The sequence below is a fragment of the uncultured Roseovarius sp. genome, assembly GCF_913054395.1.
Classification (GTDB): domain Bacteria; phylum Pseudomonadota; class Alphaproteobacteria; order Rhodobacterales; family Rhodobacteraceae; genus Roseovarius.
Window position 1 is genome coordinate 1 of the sequence record NZ_CAJXIP010000068.1, and the last position, 18,360, is coordinate 18,360.

The following is an 18,360-nucleotide window of genomic DNA, read 5'->3' on the forward strand; positions in this document are numbered from 1 at the left end:
TGTCAACACCGGCGTGCACGACACCGCCTTTTTCCGCCTTGAACTGAACTTCACCACCTTTGGCAGCTTCCACGGCCGCTTTCACGTCCATGGTCACGGTGCCAACCTTGGGGTTCGGCATCAGGTTGCGGGGGCCGAGGATCTTACCCAGACGACCAACGATGGGCATCATGTCAGGCGTCGCAATGCAGCGATCGAAATCGATGTTGCCGCCCTGAATGGCTTCCATCAGGTCTTCTGCGCCGACAACGTCAGCACCAGCGGCCTGCGCTTCTTCCGCCTTGGGACCGCGTGCGAACACGGCAACACGCATGGTCTTGCCGGTGCCGTTGGGCGCCAGGATGCCAAGGCTGCGGCCAAGTTCGACACGAAACGACACCCGGTCAAGGATCACCTTGTGCTGGGTGCCCGTCCAGAAGGACTTGCTTACATTCTCGAATTCGAGCATTAAATCGCCCCGGCTTCACACTGCTCCCCCGTTTTAACGGGGTATTATTATCGACGGCTGGTCACGTCCTGGACGCATTATGGCCGATCTTGACACTTCATGCCAATCAAACAGGGCGATTTTATGCCCGCTTCGATAAAAAAGCCTCAGTCCCCGGGTGAGCGTTGCCCGCAAGTGACTCCAAAGCGATTTGCCCGGCGTGGATGACAGGCGCTGATTGCCCCGGACGGCGGGCTGCGCTAGGGACGATATATTGCCAAATGCCAGAGAAGCCCCATGAGCCATATTTGCCATATTGAACTGGATGACGCCAACCTGCCGCCGCCCACGCCCGAGATCGAGCAGGAGCGCAAGGTGGCGATCTATGACCTGATCGAGGAAAACAGCTTTGATCTGCCGGCGCGCGACGGGCGTGAGGTGCCGATGGGACCATATCGCCTGGCACTGTCGATCCGGGACAAGCGGCTGGTGTTTGACATTCGCACCGAGGCCGAGGAACTGGCCGCAGAGTTTCACCTTTCGCTGAGCCCGTTCCGACAGGTGGTCAAGGATTACTGGTCGATCTGCGAAAGCTATTTTGACGCCGTCAAAAACATGCCGCCAAGCCAGATCGAGACCATCGACATGGCCCGCCGTGGCATTCACAACGAGGGCGCGCGCGTTCTGGAAGAGCGCCTTGAGGGCAAGGCAGAGGTCGACACCGATACGGCGCGCCGTCTGTTCACGCTGATCTGCGTGCTGCATTTCGGGGGCTGAGGGCATGCCCGATCCGCTGCCGCATTCGGTCCTGTTTTGCTGCGATCACAATGCTGTCCGCTCGCCCATGGCCGAAGGGATCATGAAGAAATTCTATGGCACCGGCACCTATGTGCAATCGGCCGGTGTCAAAAGCGATATGGAAATCGACGGGTTCAGCATCTCGGTCTGCCGCGAAATCGGGGTCGAGCTTGATCGGCACCGCACCCGGAGCTTTGACGAGATGGAGGAATGGGGCGACGACCTGTCCTCGTTTGACCTTATTGTCGCGCTCAGCCCTGCCAGCCAGCGCCGCGCGCTGGAACTGACGCGGTATTTTCATCTCGATGTCGTTTATTGGCCGATCATGGACCCAACCGGCCTAGCCCAGACCCGCGAGGCGGGGCTAGAGGCCTATCGCAAGACCAGAGATCAGATCATCAGCCACCTGCAAGAACGTTGGGGCCCGCCCGGAGAAAACCCATGAACACCACTGTGAAAGCCTATTTCGATGCCTTCAATCGCGGCGATGTGGCCGCTATGCTGGCCTGCCTGTCCGATGACGTGGCCCATTACGTCAACGAGGGCAAGGTGCGCCCCGGCAAGGATATGTTCCGCGACTTTTGCGAGCATATGAACCGCTGTTACCGTGAAGAGCTGACCGATATGGTGATCTTTGACGCCGAGGGCGGAACGCGGGCCGCGGCGGAATATATCGTCAATGGTGTCTATCTTGAAACGGACGAGGGCCTGCCCGAGGCGAAAGGTCAGATCTATCGCCTGCCGGCGGGGTCGTTTTTCACGCTCAGGGACGGGCTTATCACGCGGGTTGTGACCTATTACAATCTGGCCGACTGGACGGCGCAGGTGTCTTGATCCGGGTTGAGCGGCTGACCGGGGCGGCGCTCGGGGCGGCGCTTGGGGATGTGGCCGCACTTCGGATCGCGGTGTTTCGCGACTTTCCCTATTTATATGACGGCGACCTCGCGTATGAGGAGCGTTATCTTCAGACCTATCGTCAGAGCGAGGACGCCATTCTGGTTGCGGCTTACGATGGTACGCGCCTTGTCGGCGCCGCGACCGGCACCCCGATGGAGGATCACGCCGATGATTTCGCAGCGGCCTTCGCGGGGCATGACATCGCGCTGAGCGATATCTTTTATTGTGCGGAAAGCGTTCTGTTGCCGAACTGTCGCGGGCAGGGCGTGGGGCATCGGTTCTTTGATCTGCGCGAGGCGCAGGCGCGCGCCCTCGGGCGCAGCCATGTGGCGTTCTGTTCGGTGATCCGCCCGAACGATCACCCGCTGCGCCCCGCCACCTATGCGCCGCTCGATCCGTTCTGGCGCAAACGCGGCTATGCGCCGCTTGAGGGCGCCGTCGCGCGGTTCCGCTGGAAGGATATAGACCAGCGTGACGAGACCGCGCATGCGCTGCAATTCTGGATGCGTGCGCTCTAAAACCTATGGGAATAGTGCCGCTTTTCGTAAAATTTGCGAAGTTTTGCTGGCAAATGGCCACAGGGGCTTGGTAGTTACGATTGGCCGGGGGGCAACAAATCAGGAGCGTGCCATATGACGCGTCTTTTCGCCTTTGCCCTGTGCCTTTGTGCCGGATTTTCCTCGACCGCCATGGCCGAAGGCCGCGAACGGATCGGCTATGGCCTGCTGTTTACGAATGATCTTATCGGCGACACCAAAGATCGGTGGCGCACAGGGTCTGTGGCCTCGAGCCGGGTCTGGGCCGATGGCTGGAACGCGGTGGCGCCTGAGGGGTTTGGCGATCTGCTGGAATTTCGGTTCAATGGCGAGGTGATCGCGCCAAAAGATCTTTCGCGCCCCGCCGCGCAGGACAGGCCTTTCGCCGGTGCCCTGAGCTTTGGATTGCATACGCATTTCAAACCGGCGCTGGTCGAATATGCCGTGGGGGCCGATCTTATTGTCACGGGCGCACAGACCGGGCTCGATGATTTTCAGGATCACATCCATGACATCGTGGGCGAGCGGAACATAGCGCGCGCGGTGCGCCGCAACCAGGTGGACAACGCTTTTCGCCCCTCTGGGGTGTTGGAGGCCGGGCGCACTTTCGAGATGGCGCGCGCACGTATCCGTCCCTTTGTCGAGGCGCGGGGCGGCGTCGAAAATCTTGTGCGTGCGGGGGCCGATATCACCATCGGGTCGCTGATGCGGGACGAGTTGCTTGTCCGCGAGCCGGTGACTGGCCAACGCTATCGTGTGGTGCGCGAGGACAAGCCAGGCCTGGCCCTAATTCTGGGCGGCGATATCGCCTATGTGGACAGCAGCGATTACCTTCCGGCGCGCAGCGGTATCACCGTGCGCAGGGGTCGCACCCGCCTGCGTGGCGGGGCGCACTGGGAAGGGCCGAGGGGCGGGTCGCTGTTTTACGGCGTGACCTGGCTTGGCGAAGAATTCGACCAGCAAAACGGGGGGCAGGTCGTGGGCTCTGTGCAGTTTAGGTTGCTTTTCTGACAAAAAATCCCGTGGGGACTTTTCAGACTGATTCGTCTTTGTTAAGCTTATTGGTAATAATAAAAAACGATGAGGCAGACAGTAGGGTTATGGGGACGGGCTTTCGGGGCACGTTCGTCATCTCCTGGTCGCAAACGAAGTTGGATGGTCTGAGGGCTGCATCGGTGCAGTCGCTTTCGGTCGGGGTCACGTGGTCTTGGCTGGGCGATACCGTACGGGTGGACGGACCAAATGAATTGCTGCGACTCGAGATGTCGGATGGCGAGGCCGTGAACCGCAAACGTGCGGCACGGATGGTGCGGCGCTTGGTCGGCGCGGCAATGAGCAACACGCGAGACCTTGACCGGGTCGAGATAACGGATCCCTTGATGGATATAGGGTTCGTCGTCACCGACGGCACCCGCAGCTATACGGTAACCATCATCGAGGTTGCCGGCGGCGGCGCGCCGCTTTTGATGTTCCACGACGACATTCCGCCCGCGGGGCGGGAAATGTGGGTGGTGCATCATTCGCTTGAGGGCATGCGCGGCGCCTCGACCGGGCCGGGAAGCGGCGGGGTGATCTGTTTCACCCCCGGTACGCGGATCGAAACCCCCGACGGGCCGCGCCTTGTGGAAGAGCTTCGCGAAGGTGACAGCGTTCAGACCAGGGACAACGGGGCCGAGGAGATCCAGTGGATCGGAAGTCGGCGGATGACCGGCGCGCGCCTGTTCGCGATGCCGAGGCTGCGGCCGATCCGGCTGCGGGCGGGGGCGCTTGGCATTGATCGCCCGGACGAGGAACTGCTTGTTTCGCCCGAGCACCGTCTTTTGGTACAGGGCGATGTGGCGCGGGCGCTGTTCAACACCCCGGAGGTTCTGGTGCAGGCGCGCGATCTGATCAATAACGATACGGTCACGGTCGATCTGGCCTTGCGGGAGGTGACCTATGTTCACCTGTTGCTGCCCCGCCATCAGATCATCTGGGCCAACGGCGTGGAAACCGAAAGCTTTCATCCCGCAAGTGCCGCGCTTTCGACCCTGTCGGAGGTGGATCGCAGCCGCCTTTTGGCGTTCAACCCCAATCTGGAGCACGAACCGCAGCTTTATGGCGGCTTTGCAAGGCGCTGTCTGAACGGATCGGAGGCGGCGATTCTGGCGCATGAGGCGGCCTAGGACCGGGCCGCGTGAAGGGGGCGCTGCCCCCACCGCCCTTGCGGGCGGTTCCCCCGGAGTGTTTTAGCCAAGAAGAAGCCCTGCCTGGGTGGTTGACAGCACGGTTCGGGCCTGTATAAGCGCGGCTTCATTGGTGTTGGTGGCCCCTGCAAGGGGATGCCTGTCGGGACCCTGTCGAAAGATAAGGCCAAAGGACAACGCCCTTCATATCTAGCGAAGGAGATCAGCCGTGACAAAACGCACGTCTGCCAAGTACAAAATCGACCGCCGCATGGGCGAAAACATCTGGGGCCGCCCCAAGTCGCCCGTCAATCGCCGTGAATACGGCCCCGGCCAGCACGGTCAGCGCCGCAAGGGCAAAATCTCTGATTTCGGTCTTCAGCTGCGCGCCAAGCAGAAGCTGAAAGGCTATTACGGCGATCTGACCGAGAAACAGTTCCGTCGCATCTTTGCCGAGGCCGAGCGGGTCAAGGGCGATACCGGCGAGAACCTGATTGGTCTGCTCGAGCGCCGTCTTGACGCGGTTGTCTACCGTGCCAAATTCGTGCCCACCATGTTTGCCGCACGTCAGTTCGTGAACCACGGCCACGTGAAGGTGAACGGTCAGCGCGTGAACATCCCCTCTTACCGCGTGAAAGAGGGCGACGTGATCGAAGTGCGTGACCGCTCCAAGCAAATGGCCGTCCTGCTGGAAGCTGTTCAGCTGGCCGAGCGCGACGTTCCCGATTACATCGACGCGGATCATTCGAAAATGGTTGCCACATTCGTGCGTCAGCCGGGCCTTTCGGATGTTCCCTATCCGGTGATGATGGAACCGAACCTCGTTATCGAATTCTACGCGCAGAACTAAGTTCAGCTTATTTTCTGCCAGAGGCCGCGACGGGAAACCGCCGCGGCCTTTTTCGTTTCCTGCTGGTCAAGGCACAGTGCCAAAGCTAGAACGTCGCTTGGGAGATTTGACATGACCAATATTATACCGCAGCCGGGCATTCTTCAGATCGCGCCGTATCAGGGCGGGGCCTCGCATCTCGAGGGCGTGAGCAATGTGATCAAGCTGAGTTCCAACGAGAACCCGTTTGGCCCCTCTGAGGCCGCCAAAGAGGCGTTTCGCAAAGCGGCCTATGAATTGCATCGTTATCCGTCGACCGATCACGCGGGCCTGCGCGCGGCGATTGGTGAGGTGCTGGGGCTTGACCCCGAGCGTATCGTCTGTGGCGTCGGCAGCGACGAGATCATTTCCTTTCTGTGCCAGTCCTATGCAGGTCCCGGCGATGAGGTGATCCATACAGAGCACGGCTTTGCCATGTACCGGATCAGTGCACTGGCCAATGGCGCGACCCCCGTCGAGGTGCGCGAGCGCGAGCGGGTGACGGATGTGGATGCAATCCTGGCGGCGTGCAACGACAAGACCCGGCTGGTGTTTATCGCCAACCCCAACAATCCCACGGGCACGATGGTCGGTGAGGCGGATCTTGCGCGGCTGGCGGCCAATTTGCCCGAACGGGCGCTGTTGGTGATTGACGGGGCCTATGCGGATTACGTCGAGGGATATGACGGCGGTGCGTCGCTTGTCGAGGCGCGCGACAACGTGGTGATGACCCGCACCTTTTCCAAGCTTTACGGGCTTGGCGGATTGCGCGTCGGCTGGGGCTATGGGCCGGAGCACGTGGTTGATGTGCTCAACCGGGTGCGCGGGCCATTCAACCTTAGCCATGCGGCGCTTGTCACCGCCGAGGCGGCGGTGCGCGATACCGACTGGGCCGCGAAATGCCGCGATGACAATACCCGCATGCGCGCCTGGCTGGCCGAGGCCCTGGCGGGCTATGGCGTGGCTTCGGACACCTCGACCGGGAATTTCATCCTGGCGCGCTTCGCCGACCGCGCCGAGGCCGAGGCCTGTGATGTGCACCTGCAATCCGAGGGCCTTATCGTGCGCCGCGTGGCGGGGTATAACCTGCCGCATTGCCTGCGGATTACGGTTGGCGACGAGCCGAGTTGCCGACGGGTGGCGCATGCGATCGGACAGTTCATGGGACGGGCACGATGAGCAGGATTTACGAACGCGTGGCGCTGATCGGGCTTGGGCTTATTGCCTCGTCGATGGCGCATGCGATGCGGCGTGCGGGCGTGGCGGGCGAGATCACCGGCTTTGCGCGCTCTGCCGAAACGCGCGATGTGGCGCGGGAAATCGGGCTTTGCGACCGGGTGTGCGACAGCGCTGCCGAGACCGTGAGCGGCGCCGATCTTGTGGTGCTCTGCGTGCCTGTCGGGGCGATGGGGGCGGTTGCCGCCGAAATCGCGCCCGCGCTGAAACCCGGTGCCACGCTAAGCGATGTCGGATCGGTCAAGCGCGCGGTGATCGACGCGGTGGCGCCGCATCTGCCCGAGGGCGTGCATTTCGTGCCGGCCCATCCGCTTGCTGGGACCGAGCATTCGGGGCCGCGCTCGGGCTTTGCCGAGCTGTTTGACAACCGCTGGTGCCTGATCGTGCCGCAAGAGGGCAGCGATCGCGCGGCGGTGGCGCGGCTTGAGGGCTTTTGGCAGGCGCTTGGGGCGCATACCGACGAGATGGACGCCGATCATCATGATCTGGTGCTGGCCGTGACAAGCCACGCGCCGCATCTTATTGCCTATACGATGGTCGGTGTGGCCGACGATCTGCGGCGGGTGACCGACAGCGAGGTGATCAAATACTCTGCCGCGGGATTTCGCGATTTCACACGAATTGCGGCCAGCGATCCGACCATGTGGCGCGATGTGTTCCTGAACAACAAAGAAGCGACGCTTGAAATCCTGGGTCGGTTCACCGAGGAATTATTTGCGTTGCAGCGGGCGATCCGGATTGGTGACGGCGATCATCTTCATGCCTATTTCACCCGCACGCGGGCGATCCGGCGTAGTATTATCGAGGCCGGACAGGACACCGATGCGCCTGATTTCGGCCGTGCGCGGCAAGGATGAGACGGCTGGTCCTGAGCCTTGCGATCGGGCTGAGTGCGCTGGCGACGGGATGCGGGCGCGGCGACGATCAGACGGTCAGCAGCAACAGCGGCGGCTTGTGTGGCCGACCCGGCCTTGCGGGACAGGTCATCGGCCCGGTCAGCCATCCGGTTGCGGGCTGTGGCTCTGATCATGCGATCCGGCTTGAGTCCATCGGCGCCATCCGCCTGAGCCAGCCTGCGACGATGGATTGCCCGACGGCGCGTGCGCTTGAAGTCTGGGTCAAACGCAGTGCGAAACCCGAGGTGGGGCGCATGGGTGGCGGGCTAAGCGGTTTGCGGGTGGCGGCGCATTATGCCTGCCGAACGCGCAACAGCCGGCCTGGCGCGCGGATTTCCGAGCATGGCCGGGGCAAGGCGATTGATATCGCTGCGCTGCAATTGCGCGACGGCTCCGAGATTTCGGTGCTGGGGGATTGGGGGCAGGGGCCACGCGGCCGGGTTCTGCGTCAGACGCACAAAGCGGCCTGTGGGCCGTTTGGGACGGTGCTTGGGCCTAATTCGGACCGCCACCACCGTGATCATTTCCATTTCGACACGGCCTCGCATCGTGGCGGGCCCTACTGTCGGTAAGCAGGGCGTCAGACCGGCTCCGCCGGTATATCAGCGCAGGTGCAACACCGGCGCGGGGCCGAGGGGGGTCGGCCCGAGCATCACCCGACCGTTGCGAAACCCAAGGGGAATATCAAGGGTTTGCTGGTTTCCCGCCATCTGAGCCATCATCGACAGGCCGGATTCTAGCGTCTTTGCCAGGGATTCTGGCACTGCCCCCGAGGCGACGGCCAGATCAAGGATATCGCGCCAGTTGCGCGCCTTGATGGTGATCTCGCCCGTGGGCTGGCCTGCGGCATCGACCGAGACCTCGCCCGCCGCCTGAAGCTGAAGCTGGCCCCATGCGGCATCGGCGAGGTCCAGCTTGATATGGGTCGGCTGGGGGCGCGCATCCTCGATGGCGGTGCGATCCCAGGGCTTGTCAAAGCTTACTGTCATATCCGCACGCAGCCCGGCCAGTTGCGCAGGCAGGGTGTTTTTCGGATCGAGCCGCGCACGCCACGGGGTTGACGGGCTCAGGCCCTCGGCCGAAAGGCCAAACCGATAGCTGGCCCCGTCATTGCGCTCGGCGGCGAGGGTCAGCGCGGTCAGCGCGGTGGTGTCATCGGGCCTCGCAAGCGGGGCCACGCGCAGAAACTCGGCGGTGAGCGTGGCGCGTTCGGGGGCCAGGGCCGTGTTCGGCGCGATCACAAGGCTGGCGCGCATATCGGTGCTTTGAACGCGGAACTTATCCTGTGGCGTGGCGATCATCTGATCATCGGGCCAGACCGCGATGACGTGATTGGGGCGATAGCTTAGCGTCAGGATCTGGAAAAACGGCGCTTCCCAGGCAAGGCCGGTGTCGGGGTCGGCCAGGGCAAGATCGTCAAAGCTGGTGTCAAAGCGGTTGGGAAAGCCCAGAACCGAAAGATCAGAGGTTTCGGCCACCCAGCCCTCGGCCCGGCGGGTGTCGAACCATTGGCCGAAGGCCTGTTCCAGCCCCCGTTGGCCGACAAACCAGTAGCCCGACCAGCCAAGGGTGGCGATCACGATCAATGTCAGCAATGCTCTCATGCGCAAGCGCCCCTTTCATGCCCTGTTGGGATGGTGTTTATAGGGGCAAAAGCATGAGGAACAGCAAAATGACAATGTGGGTTTTTGGCTATGGGTCGTTGGTCTGGAATCCCGGTTTCGAGGCTCAGGACCGGGTAATCGCCAGCCTGCCCGACTATCACCGGAGCTTTTGCATGCGCAGCATCCACCATCGCGGCACCGATGAAACCCCCGGCCTTGTCCTTGCATTGGACGAGGCGCCGGGCGCGGTCTGTCATGGTGTCGCCCTGTCGGTGGCGCCCGAGAGTGCGGCCGAGGTGCTTGAGTATCTGCGCGAACGTGAACTGATCTCTTCGGCCTATATCGAAAAGATGCTTGAGATCGACCTTGCCGATGGCCGCCGCGTCGAGGCGGTGACCTATGTGATCGACCCCGACCACGTGCAATATTGCGGCGGTCTTGACCTTGAGGAACAGGCCAACATCATCGCACGGGCGGTCGGCGGGCGCGGGCCAAATACCGAGTATCTCTTTAATACAACCGAACATCTGGTTCAGCTTGGGATCATGGATCGCGATCTTGATTGGTTGGTGCGGCGGGTGCGCCATCTTGCCGGATAAATCCTTGGCTTGTTAGATCTTACCGCGTAGGGTTACGCCAATAATTCAAGTGTCGGGAGCGTCCAGATGGACCAGCCGGACCGCGAGGTCGAGCCACAGTTTTCACACCCCGTCCGCCAGATCGTTCTTATGCTGATCGTTCTGGGGCTGACCGGATTTGGCGCATTCGTTGCCTTGCCACGTGTCTTGCCTGTGTTTCAGGCCAACCCGTGGCTGAACGGCTTCATTCTTTTGGTGTTTTTTATCGGGGTCGTGGCCTGTTTCTGGCAGGTGTTTCAGTTGATCGGCTCGGCGCGGTGGATCGAGGGCTTTGTCGCCCAGATACCGGGACATGAATTGACCACGCCGCCACAATTGCTGGCGCCGCTGGCAACGATGCTGCGCTCGCGCGGCAAGCGGATGCAGATCGCCTCGACCTCGGCGCGTTCGATCCTCGATTCGGTGGCTCAGCGCATCGACGAGGTGCGCGACATCACGCGCTATATCGTCAACATGCTGATTTTCCTGGGCCTTCTGGGCACATTCTATGGGCTGGCCACAACCGTTCCCGCGGTTGTCGATACCATCCGAAGCCTGGCGCCGCAAAATGGCGAGGGCGGGGTCGAGGTGTTCAATCGCCTGATGACGGGGCTTGAGGCCCAGTTGGGCGGCATGGGCGTGGCGTTTTCCTCGTCGCTTCTGGGGTTGGCGGGATCGCTTGTTGTCGGCCTTTTGGAACTGTTTGCAGGCCACGGGCAGAACCGCTTTTACCGCGAGCTAGAGGAATGGATGTCGACCATCACCCGTGTTGGCTTTGCCAGTGGCGATGGCGAGGGCGGTGGCGAAAGCGATGCGGTGGCCCATGTGCTTGATCATATGGCCGACCAGATGGACAGCTTGCAGGCGGTGATAAGCCAATCGGATGTAAGCCGCGCAATGGTCGATCAAAAGCTGGGCGTTCTGGCGGATTCCATCGAACGCCTGACCCACCGGATGAGTGACAGCAATCCGGTGCAAAGCGCCTTGATGCGGATGGCCGAGGGGCAGGAACGCCTGATCCAGACCCTGGAAAATCGCGAGACAGGTGGCCATGAGGGGCTTGATGCCGAAAGCCGGATGCGGCTTCGCTCGATCGACGTGCAGATGTTACGCATTCTCGAAGAGATCAGTGCCGGGCGTCAGGAAACCATGACCGAATTGCGCACCGATCTTGCGGCCCTGACGCGGGTGCTCAAACCGGGGCGCCCCGCCTCCGAGCGGCGTGCCCGACCATTCGTGGGCCCCGCCGATCCGGATAAGTCCGGGGAGGGCTGAGCATGGGCCTGTCGCGGCGCACCGGTGCACGGTTTCAAGGCTCGATCTGGCCGGGATTTGTGGATGCGATGACCGGGCTTTTGCTGGTCCTGATGTTCGTTTTGACGATCTTCATGGTGGTACAATTCGTCCTGCGTGAAGAGATCAGCGGCCAGGCGACCAAGCTTGATGCGCTCGGTGCCGAAGTTGCGGCGCTGTCGCGCGCGCTTGGGCTTGAACGCGATCGCAGTGCAGGACTGGAGGACCGGGTTGGCACCTTGACGGCGACGCTCGACGATGCGCAGGCCCGCCAGGCGGAACAGGCGACGCTGATCGACACCCTGCGCGCCCGGACGGCGGCCCAGACCGCAGCCCTTGGCGAGGCCAAAGCCCGGATTGCCAGTTTCGAGGAACAGGTGGCGGGCCTCTTGTCTGACCGCGATCGTGCACAGGGCCGGATCGCCGATCTTGAGGGCGAGCGCGCCACGCTTTTGTCTGAACAGGAGAGCCTTCAACTGGCCCTGGCCAGCCTGCGCGACGAGGTCGATGCAGGCGCCGAGGCTGCCCGCCTTGCCGCCGCCCGCCGCGAGGCGCTTGAGGCTCTGGCAGAGGATTTGCGCCGCCAGAACGCGGAGACCGAGGCGGCACTTGGGAATGAGGTGGCCGCATTGCAGGCCGAGCTGAGCGAGGAAGAACAGGCCCGCCTCGCCGAGGCCGCCGCCGCAGAGGCGCTGCGCAACCGGCTGAGCGACGCGCAGGCAGAGCTGACCTCGATGACGCTGGCGCTTGAAGAACAACGCAAGCGGGCCGAGGAAACCCTGACCCTGTTGGCCGCCGCCGAGGATGCCCGCGATGACCTTGACAGCCAATTGGTCGCGGCCCTTCTGGCGCAGGAAGAGGTCGGCACGCGGCTTGAGGACAGCCAGGCCACGCTAGAGGCGAAAGACGCCGAGATTGCCGAGTTGCAGGGCAGGTTGGCGCGCGCCCTTGCCGAGGCCGAGGCGGCCAAAGGCGAGGCGATGGATGCCGAGGAGGTGCGCCAGCAGTTGACTGCGGCGCTTGCGGCCAAGCTTGCGGCGCAGAACCAGGCCAAAGCCCAGATGAGCACCGCCGAGGAACGCGCCACCCTTCTGGCCGAGGCGCGCCGCCGTCTGGCCGGTCAACAGGAATTGGCCACGGAAGCCCAGAAACAGCAGGCGCTGCTCAATCAACAGGTCGCCGCCCTGCGCCAGCAGCTTTCGGGGCTTCAGGCGCTTTTGGATGATGCCAAGGCGCGTGAGGCCGCAAGCGAAGTTCAGCTTCAGTCGCTCGGTAACGAACTGAACACTGCGCTCGCGCGTGTCGCCGCAGAAGAGCGCCGCCGCCGCGTTCTGGAAGAGGAAAAGCGCCGTCTTGCCGAGGCCGAAAAAGAGAACCTCGAGAAATACCGCTCGGAGTTCTTTGGCCGCCTGCGTGATTTGCTTGGCCAGCAAGAGGGCGTTCGCATTGTCGGTGACCGTTTTGTGTTTTCCTCCGAGGTGCTGTTCGCGCCGGGCGAGGCGCGCTTGTCTCCTGCTGGCGCCGCCGAGATCGCCAAGGTCGCCGACATCCTGCGCAATGTGACCAATGATATCCCCGAGGGCATCGACTGGGTTCTTCAGGTCGACGGGCATACGGATAATGTGCCGCTGATCGGGGGCGCGCAATTTGCCGACAACTGGGAACTAAGCCAGGCACGCGCACTTTCGGTTGTACGCTATCTTGTCGGCGCGCTCGGCTTTCCGCCGGACCGGCTCTCGGCGAACGGGTTCGGGGAATATCAACCGATCAACCCCGCCGACACGCCAGAGGCAAGGGCGCAGAACCGGCGGATCGAACTCAAGCTGACCGGGAAATAGCGCGCCGATCCGAAGGGGCGCCGACACGGAATTCACATTGCCCCGGTTCGAGGGCAGCGATCCTTTCGCATAATCGGGCGGAAGGCCGCCCCGTATTACACCAGCGGCGGCCACATGGGCCGCCGCCGTTCTGCGTAGGGCCGGGAAAATCCCGCCCGTGTGATCAGTCCGCAGTGAGCAGCGGCGGCTTTTTCTTGCCGGACAGGCGCCGCGTGACGGGGCCTTCGATCTCAAGGTCGATCTTGCCATCCTTGACGCCAACCTTGACGACACCACCTTTGGCAAGCTTGCCGAACAAGAGCTCTTCGGCCAGGGGCTTTTTGATGTGCTCCTGGATGACACGGCCAAGCGGGCGCGCGCCCATCTTGTCGTCATACCCGCGATCCGCCAGCCATGCAGCCGCCGGTTCGCTCAGCTCAATGGTCACGTCGCGATCCATAAGCTGCGCCTCAAGCTGAAGCACGAATTTCTCGACCACTTTCAGGATCACCTCCTTGGGCAGGGCGCCGAAGGAAATGACAGCATCAAGACGGTTGCGGAATTCGGGCGTAAAGGTGCGCTCGATTGCGGCGGTATCTTCGCCCTCGCGGCGGTCGCGACCAAAGCCGACGGCGGATTTCGCCTGTTCGGTGGCGCCCGCATTCGAGGTCATGATCAGAACCACGTTGCGGAAGTCGACGGTGCGCCCGTTGTGATCGGTCAGCGTGCCGTGATCCATCACCTGCAACAGGATGTTGAACACATCCGGATGCGCCTTTTCGATCTCGTCTAGCAGCAGCACGCAATGGGGGTGCTGATCTACGCCATCGGTCAAAAGCCCGCCCTGATCAAAGCCGACATAGCCCGGAGGCGCACCGATCAGACGCGAAACGGCGTGCTTTTCCATGTATTCGGACATGTCAAAGCGCAACAGTTCCACGCCAAGCGTATCGGCGAGTTGCTTGGCCACCTCGGTTTTGCCGACACCGGTGGGTCCGGCGAACAGATAGTTGCCGATCGGTTTTTCCGGCTCGCGCAGACCCGCGCGCGACAGCTTGATCGCCGAAGACAGCGCCTCGATCGCGGCATCCTGACCGAACACCACCCGTTTGAGAGCGGATTCAAGATCCTTGAGAACCTCGGCGTCGTTCTTGCTGACGTTCTTAGGCGGGATGCGGGCGATTTTCGCGACCACATCCTCGATCTCTTTCACACCGATGCTCTTGCGCCGCTTGGAGGCAGCCACAAGATGCTGCGCCGCGCCGGCCTCGTCGATCACGTCGATCGCCTTGTCCGGCAATTTGCGGTCATTGATATAGCGCGCCGAAAGATCCACCGCCGAGCGGATGGCGTCATTGGTGTATTTGACGCTGTGGTGATCCTCGAAATAGGGCTTGAGGCCCTTGAGAATCTTGATTGCATCCTCGACTGTCGGTTCTGCCACGTCGATTTTCTGGAACCGGCGCGCAAGGGCGCGGTCCTTTTCGAAATGCTGGCGGAATTCCTTGAAGGTGGTCGATCCCATGCAGCGCAGCTTGCCGCCCTGAAGCGCCGGCTTGAGCAGGTTCGAGGCATCCATCGCCCCGCCCGATGTGGCGCCGGCGCCGATCACCGTGTGAATTTCGTCGATGAATAGAACCGCGTCGGGATGTTTCTCCAACTCGGTCACCACCGCCTTGAGCCGCTCTTCAAAGTCGCCGCGATAGCGGGTCCCGGCCAGAAGCGCGCCCATGTCGAGCGAAAAGATCGTGGTCCTGGACAGCACTTCGGGGGTTTCGCCCATGACGATCTTGTGCGCAAGGCCCTCGGCGATGGCGGTTTTGCCAACACCGGGATCGCCCACCAGAAGCGGGTTGTTCTTGCGACGGCGGCACAGCACCTGAATACAGCGCTCAACCTCGGAATCGCGCCCGATCAGCGGGTCGATGTCGCCGGTGCGCGCCTTTTCGTTCAGATCGACACAGTATTTCGCGAGCGCGGATTCACCAGCCTCGACGGCGTCGGATTCGGCGTGATTCTTGGTCCCTTCCTCGTCAATGTTGGTGGCCCCGCTCAGCGGGCGGGATTCGCCGTAAGCGGGATCCTTGGCAACACCATGGGCGATAAAGTTCACTGCGTCATAGCGTGTCATATCCTGCTCCTGCAGGAAATAAGCGGCGTTGGATTCGCGTTCGGCAAAGATCGCGACAAGCACGTTTGCCCCGGTCACCTCGGTACGGCCCGAGGATTGCACATGGATCGCGGCGCGTTGAATCACGCGTTGGAAGGCGGCGGTCGGCACGGCCTCTGATCCGTCGATATCGGTGACCAGATTGCTCAGGTCGTCGTCGATGAATTCAACCAGGGTGGTGCGCAATTCTTCGGTGTCGACGCTACAGGCCTTCAGGACGCGTGAGGCATCGGGCTCGTCCACGAGGGCGAGCAGCAGGTGTTCCAGTGTGGCGAATTCATGCTGTCGCGCATTGGCCAGCGCTAATGCGGCATGAATTGCCTGTTCCAGCGTGTTCGAGAATGAAGGCACGACAAGTGCTCCTTCTGATCTGGGTTGGGGCGTTATGTCACCAACCTTGGCCTCATAGTCTTAAAGTTTGGTCGATAGTGGCCATCCTTCAAGGTCTTTTTTGTAAAACCGGCTCACTTTTCGTTATACCGGCTTGGTTTTTGATCACGATACCTGTCAAAAGTGGTCTTTTCGGGTCCGGATTTCGGCAAAGACGCGGGCAGGGTCCTGCCCTGACATGCCAAGGTTGGCCTGAACGCCTGGATCGGCGGCGCGTAAAAAGGGGTTGGTGGCCAGTTCGTCGGCCAGGATTGAGGGAACGGTGGGCTGGCCCGCCGCACGCGCGGCGTCGATGGCCTTGGCCCTTGATATAAGCGCGGGATTACCGGGATCAACGCTCAGGGCGAATTTTGCATTCGCCTGGGTGTATTCATGGCCCGAGCAAATGATCGTTTCCGGCGGCAGCGCGGCCAGCTTGCAGAGGCTTTCGTACATCTGCGCCATGGTGCCTTCGAACACCCGGCCACAGCCAAGCGCCATGAGGCTGTCGGCGGTGAACACCACACCGCTTGCGGGGAAATGCACCGCGATATGGCCGACGGTATGTCCCGAGACGTCTAGCACATGGCCGGTTTCGCGCCCGATGGTGATGGTGTCGCCCTCGCTCACGGCCAGATCAAGCGGCGGCAGGCGATGCGCGTCGGCGGCGGCGCCGATTACCCTGGCCGGGGCCGCAGCCAGCAGTTCGGCAAGGCCCTGGGTGTGGTCGGCATGGTGATGCGTCAAAAGAACGTGGCTCAGGACCCAGCCCTTTTCGCCGAGCGCGGCCAGGACCGGGCGGGCTTCGGGCACATCGACGGCCATGGTGTCACCGGTCTCCGGGTCATGCGCGAGATAGGCGTAATTGTCGGACAGGCAGGGAATGGTCAGAATTTGCAAAGTCATGGTATTTTCCCAATTGCCGGTTACTGTTAGGGTCAAGAGTGACTGATCTTTGCCGGGGCTGCAATGCATCTGGACGTGCAGGACCTACGAAATTTTTATTATCGCAGCACCCTCGGGCGCGCGGTCCAAAAGGCTGTGCGCGCCGAAGTGGCGGCCTTCTGGCCCGAGGCCAAGGGCCAGACCGTCGTGGGCTATGGGTTTGCCGTGCCGTTTTTACGCCCCTACCTTGCGGATGCGCGCCGCGTGGTCGGCTTTATGCCTGCGCCGCAGGGGGTGATCGGCTGGCCGCAGGGCATGCCGAATATCTCGGTGTTGTGCGAAGAAACCATGTGGCCGATCGAAACCGGGCACGTGGACAAGCTTTTGGTGGTGCACGGGCTTGAGACCTCGGAACAGCCGGGCGCCGTGCTGGAAGAATGCTGGCGGGTGCTTGGGCCAGGGGGATCGGCGCTGTTCATCGTGCCGAACCGGGCCGGGTTGTGGTCGCGCAGCGATCGCACGCCGTTCGGCTTTGGGCGGCCCTATAGTCAGACCCAGCTTGAGACCGAGCTGAAGTCGCATAACTTCCTGCCTGAACGGCATGCCACAGCCCTCTATCAGCCGCCCTCGGACAAGCCGTTCTGGCGCAAGACGGCCGGCGTGTGGGAGCGGATCGGTGGCAAGCTGTCGGTGGTGGCGGCCGGCGGGGTCCTCATGGTCGAGGCGACGAAGCGTGTGCAGGCCCCGATCGGGCCGGGCTTGCGCGACAAGGTGCGCAAACCGCTCGGGGTTCTGGCGCCGCAACCCAAGGCCAAGCCGGTCTGAGTGTCGAGGCATCGCGGCGCGACCGATAAGCCGTCTGCGGTCCCCTGTGTCAGACTGTTAGCGGCAACAGGATTTGGTCCGGTTTGTCCGTGTCTGCGCGAAGGAATCGCAAAATGTTGCAGAAAAGTGATCTTTTTCATCCTTTAAAATGTGCGCAAACGGTCGCAGGTGGGGTAACTATCTGAAAATATGCGGTATTCATTAGTATACAAAGAGTTTCACGCGGCTTGCTAGGTTGGCAAGGCACTGCTATACCCCAGCCGAATTTCGATGTTTCCTGTGTCTCATCGTATGTAAACGCCCCCGGCCGTGATGATTATCGTTACGGAGCAACCGGGGCCAGATTATCGGAAGGGTGGACGTGTCCGAACCAGCTTCGATCTCATCCGGCATTGCCGAGCGCTATGCCACCGCCATTTTCGGGATTTCGAAAGAGAGCAAATCTCTGGCGAAACTTGAAAGCAATCTCAACGATCTGGCGCAGGCGCTGGATGATAGTGCCGATTTGCGCGCGCTGATCGGCTCGCCGGTCGTGACGCGCGACGAGCAGGGCGCCGCAATGGCCGCCATCGGCAAAAAAATGAAACTTGTGCCTGAGATGCAGAACGGCCTTGGGCTGATGGCTGAAAAGCGTCGCCTGTTCGTGCTGCCCCAGCTGGTTGCCCAGCTGCGTGCGATGATCGCCGAGGACAAGGGTGAGGTGAGTGCCGAAGTGACTAGCGCCAAGGCGCTGACCAAGGCACAAGCAGACAAACTGGCCAAGACGCTGAAAGAGCGTGTGGGCAAGGACGTCAAGATCAATGCGACCGTCGATGAAAGCCTCATCGGCGGTCTTGTCGTTAAAGTGGGCTCGAAGATGATCGACACGTCGATCCGCTCCAAGCTCGATTCCCTCCAGAATTCAATGAAAGAGGTCGGATAAATGGGTATCCAAGCAGCAGAGATTTCTGCGATCCT

Annotated in this window: 18 protein-coding genes and 1 pseudogene; 15 read left to right on the top strand and 4 right to left on the bottom strand. The window is 61.8% G+C overall.

All coding sequences use genetic code 11. The features are described from left to right. A pseudogene (locus tag QZ522_RS10765) lies at nt 1–334 on the bottom strand (50S ribosomal protein L1); the annotation flags it as partial. Nucleotides 335–724: 390 nt separating this feature from the next. Between QZ522_RS10765 and QZ522_RS10770 the strand changes: the two are divergent. The 10 genes from QZ522_RS10770 to QZ522_RS10815 all read left to right on the top strand — a co-directional run bounded on the left by QZ522_RS10770 (nt 725) and on the right by QZ522_RS10815 (nt 8,395). Beyond that, nucleotides 725–1,204, top strand: a complete 480-nt coding sequence (locus QZ522_RS10770) for a UPF0262 family protein (RefSeq protein WP_294610981.1) — start codon at nt 725–727, stop codon at nt 1,202–1,204. Between the two features lie 4 nt (nt 1,205–1,208). Further along, on the top strand, nt 1,209–1,670 hold the full coding sequence (locus QZ522_RS10775; protein ID WP_294610984.1) for a low molecular weight phosphatase family protein: 462 nt from the start codon (nt 1,209–1,211) through the stop codon (nt 1,668–1,670). Then, nucleotides 1,667–2,059: a ketosteroid isomerase-related protein gene (locus QZ522_RS10780; protein WP_294610987.1), complete on the top strand. Its 393-nt coding sequence runs from the start codon at nt 1,667–1,669 to the stop codon at nt 2,057–2,059. The genes QZ522_RS10775 and QZ522_RS10780 overlap by 4 nt, the downstream gene beginning before the upstream one ends. After that, entirely contained in the window at nt 2,056–2,640 is a 585-nt protein-coding gene (locus QZ522_RS10785; RefSeq protein WP_294610989.1) for a GNAT family N-acetyltransferase, read from the top strand. The genes QZ522_RS10780 and QZ522_RS10785 overlap by 4 nt, the downstream gene beginning before the upstream one ends. A gap of 114 nt (nt 2,641–2,754) precedes the next feature. Further along, entirely contained in the window at nt 2,755–3,669 is a 915-nt protein-coding gene (locus QZ522_RS10790) for a lipid A-modifier LpxR family protein (protein WP_294610992.1), read from the top strand. Between the two features lie 89 nt (nt 3,670–3,758). Beyond that, the gene (locus tag QZ522_RS10795) at nt 3,759–4,823 is read left to right on the top strand and encodes a Hint domain-containing protein (RefSeq protein ID WP_294610994.1); all 1,065 of its coding nucleotides are present in this window, start codon (nt 3,759–3,761) and stop codon (nt 4,821–4,823) included. Nucleotides 4,824–5,052: 229 nt separating this feature from the next. Beyond that, nucleotides 5,053–5,673: a 30S ribosomal protein S4 gene (rpsD, locus tag QZ522_RS10800; protein WP_294610997.1), complete on the top strand. Its 621-nt coding sequence runs from the start codon at nt 5,053–5,055 to the stop codon at nt 5,671–5,673. Nucleotides 5,674–5,784: 111 nt separating this feature from the next. Further along, nucleotides 5,785–6,870 carry a histidinol-phosphate transaminase gene (gene hisC / locus QZ522_RS10805; RefSeq protein ID WP_294611000.1) on the top strand — a complete coding sequence of 362 codons (1,086 nt, stop codon included), beginning with the start codon at nt 5,785–5,787 and terminating at the stop codon, nt 6,868–6,870. After that, entirely contained in the window at nt 6,867–7,784 is a 918-nt protein-coding gene (locus tag QZ522_RS10810) for a prephenate/arogenate dehydrogenase family protein (RefSeq protein ID WP_294611003.1), read from the top strand. The genes hisC and QZ522_RS10810 overlap by 4 nt, the downstream gene beginning before the upstream one ends. Further along, nucleotides 7,781–8,395 carry an extensin family protein gene (locus tag QZ522_RS10815; protein ID WP_294611006.1) on the top strand — a complete coding sequence of 205 codons (615 nt, stop codon included), beginning with the start codon at nt 7,781–7,783 and terminating at the stop codon, nt 8,393–8,395. Before QZ522_RS10810 ends, QZ522_RS10815 begins: the two co-directional genes overlap by 4 nt. Before the next feature lie 30 nt (nt 8,396–8,425). On the opposite strand, the gene QZ522_RS10820 is transcribed toward QZ522_RS10815, so the two are convergent. Then, nucleotides 8,426–9,427 (bottom strand): DUF2125 domain-containing protein, encoded by a 1,002-nt coding sequence (locus tag QZ522_RS10820; RefSeq protein ID WP_294611009.1) that lies wholly within the window; start codon nt 9,425–9,427, stop codon nt 8,426–8,428. Between the two features lie 68 nt (nt 9,428–9,495). Here QZ522_RS10820 and QZ522_RS10825 point away from each other — a divergent pair, with 68 nt between their 5' ends. The 3 genes from QZ522_RS10825 to QZ522_RS10835 all read left to right on the top strand — a co-directional run bounded on the left by QZ522_RS10825 (nt 9,496) and on the right by QZ522_RS10835 (nt 13,175). After that, nucleotides 9,496–10,026, top strand: coding sequence for a gamma-glutamylcyclotransferase (locus QZ522_RS10825; RefSeq protein WP_294611012.1), 531 nt, complete (start codon nt 9,496–9,498; stop codon nt 10,024–10,026). Between the two features lie 66 nt (nt 10,027–10,092). After that, a complete protein-coding gene (locus QZ522_RS10830) occupies nt 10,093–11,319 on the top strand; it encodes a biopolymer transporter ExbB (protein WP_294611014.1) in 1,227 nt (408 codons plus the stop codon). 2 nt (nt 11,320–11,321) lie between these two features. After that, the gene (locus tag QZ522_RS10835; RefSeq protein WP_294611017.1) at nt 11,322–13,175 is read left to right on the top strand and encodes a peptidoglycan -binding protein; all 1,854 of its coding nucleotides are present in this window, start codon (nt 11,322–11,324) and stop codon (nt 13,173–13,175) included. 163 nt (nt 13,176–13,338) lie between these two features. On the opposite strand, the gene clpA is transcribed toward QZ522_RS10835, so the two are convergent. Both clpA and gloB read right to left on the bottom strand, forming a co-directional pair. Continuing rightward, nucleotides 13,339–15,675 carry an ATP-dependent Clp protease ATP-binding subunit ClpA gene (gene clpA, locus QZ522_RS10840; RefSeq protein ID WP_294611020.1) on the bottom strand — a complete coding sequence of 779 codons (2,337 nt, stop codon included), beginning with the start codon at nt 15,673–15,675 and terminating at the stop codon, nt 13,339–13,341. A 156-nt stretch (nt 15,676–15,831) separates the two neighbouring features. Next, nucleotides 15,832–16,599, bottom strand: coding sequence for a hydroxyacylglutathione hydrolase (gene gloB / locus QZ522_RS10845; RefSeq protein ID WP_294611023.1), 768 nt, complete (start codon nt 16,597–16,599; stop codon nt 15,832–15,834). A gap of 63 nt (nt 16,600–16,662) precedes the next feature. Here gloB and QZ522_RS10850 point away from each other — a divergent pair, with 63 nt between their 5' ends. Then, complete coding sequence (locus tag QZ522_RS10850) at nt 16,663–17,403, top strand: methyltransferase domain-containing protein (protein ID WP_294611025.1); 741 nt, start codon at nt 16,663–16,665, stop codon at nt 17,401–17,403. Between the two features lie 355 nt (nt 17,404–17,758). Continuing rightward, nucleotides 17,759–18,325: a F0F1 ATP synthase subunit delta gene (locus tag QZ522_RS10855; RefSeq protein ID WP_294611028.1), complete on the top strand. Its 567-nt coding sequence runs from the start codon at nt 17,759–17,761 to the stop codon at nt 18,323–18,325. Nucleotides 18,326–18,360: the final 35 nt, after the last annotated feature.

Excerpts from the sequence above, each read along its gene's own strand:
- QZ522_RS10775 (WP_294610984.1), top strand. The coding sequence starts at position 1,209 with ATGCCCGATCCGCTGCCGCATTCGGTCCTGTTTTGCTGCGATCACAAT.
- QZ522_RS10850 (WP_294611025.1), top strand. The coding sequence starts at position 16,663 with ATGCATCTGGACGTGCAGGACCTACGAAATTTTTATTATCGCAGCACC.
- QZ522_RS10830 (WP_294611014.1), top strand. The coding sequence starts at position 10,093 with ATGGACCAGCCGGACCGCGAGGTCGAGCCACAGTTTTCACACCCCGTC.
- QZ522_RS10780 (WP_294610987.1), top strand. The coding sequence starts at position 1,667 with ATGAACACCACTGTGAAAGCCTATTTCGATGCCTTCAATCGCGGCGAT.
- QZ522_RS10835 (WP_294611017.1), top strand. The coding sequence starts at position 11,322 with ATGGGCCTGTCGCGGCGCACCGGTGCACGGTTTCAAGGCTCGATCTGG.
- QZ522_RS10770 (WP_294610981.1), top strand. The coding sequence starts at position 725 with ATGAGCCATATTTGCCATATTGAACTGGATGACGCCAACCTGCCGCCG.
- gloB (WP_294611023.1), bottom strand. The coding sequence starts at position 16,599 with ATGACTTTGCAAATTCTGACCATTCCCTGCCTGTCCGACAATTACGCC.
- QZ522_RS10825 (WP_294611012.1), top strand. The coding sequence starts at position 9,496 with ATGACAATGTGGGTTTTTGGCTATGGGTCGTTGGTCTGGAATCCCGGT.
- QZ522_RS10795 (WP_294610994.1), top strand. The coding sequence starts at position 3,759 with ATGGGGACGGGCTTTCGGGGCACGTTCGTCATCTCCTGGTCGCAAACG.
- QZ522_RS10790 (WP_294610992.1), top strand. The coding sequence starts at position 2,755 with ATGACGCGTCTTTTCGCCTTTGCCCTGTGCCTTTGTGCCGGATTTTCC.
- hisC (WP_294611000.1), top strand. The coding sequence starts at position 5,785 with ATGACCAATATTATACCGCAGCCGGGCATTCTTCAGATCGCGCCGTAT.
- QZ522_RS10815 (WP_294611006.1), top strand. The coding sequence starts at position 7,781 with ATGAGACGGCTGGTCCTGAGCCTTGCGATCGGGCTGAGTGCGCTGGCG.
- QZ522_RS10820 (WP_294611009.1), bottom strand. The coding sequence starts at position 9,427 with ATGAGAGCATTGCTGACATTGATCGTGATCGCCACCCTTGGCTGGTCG.
- QZ522_RS10810 (WP_294611003.1), top strand. The coding sequence starts at position 6,867 with ATGAGCAGGATTTACGAACGCGTGGCGCTGATCGGGCTTGGGCTTATT.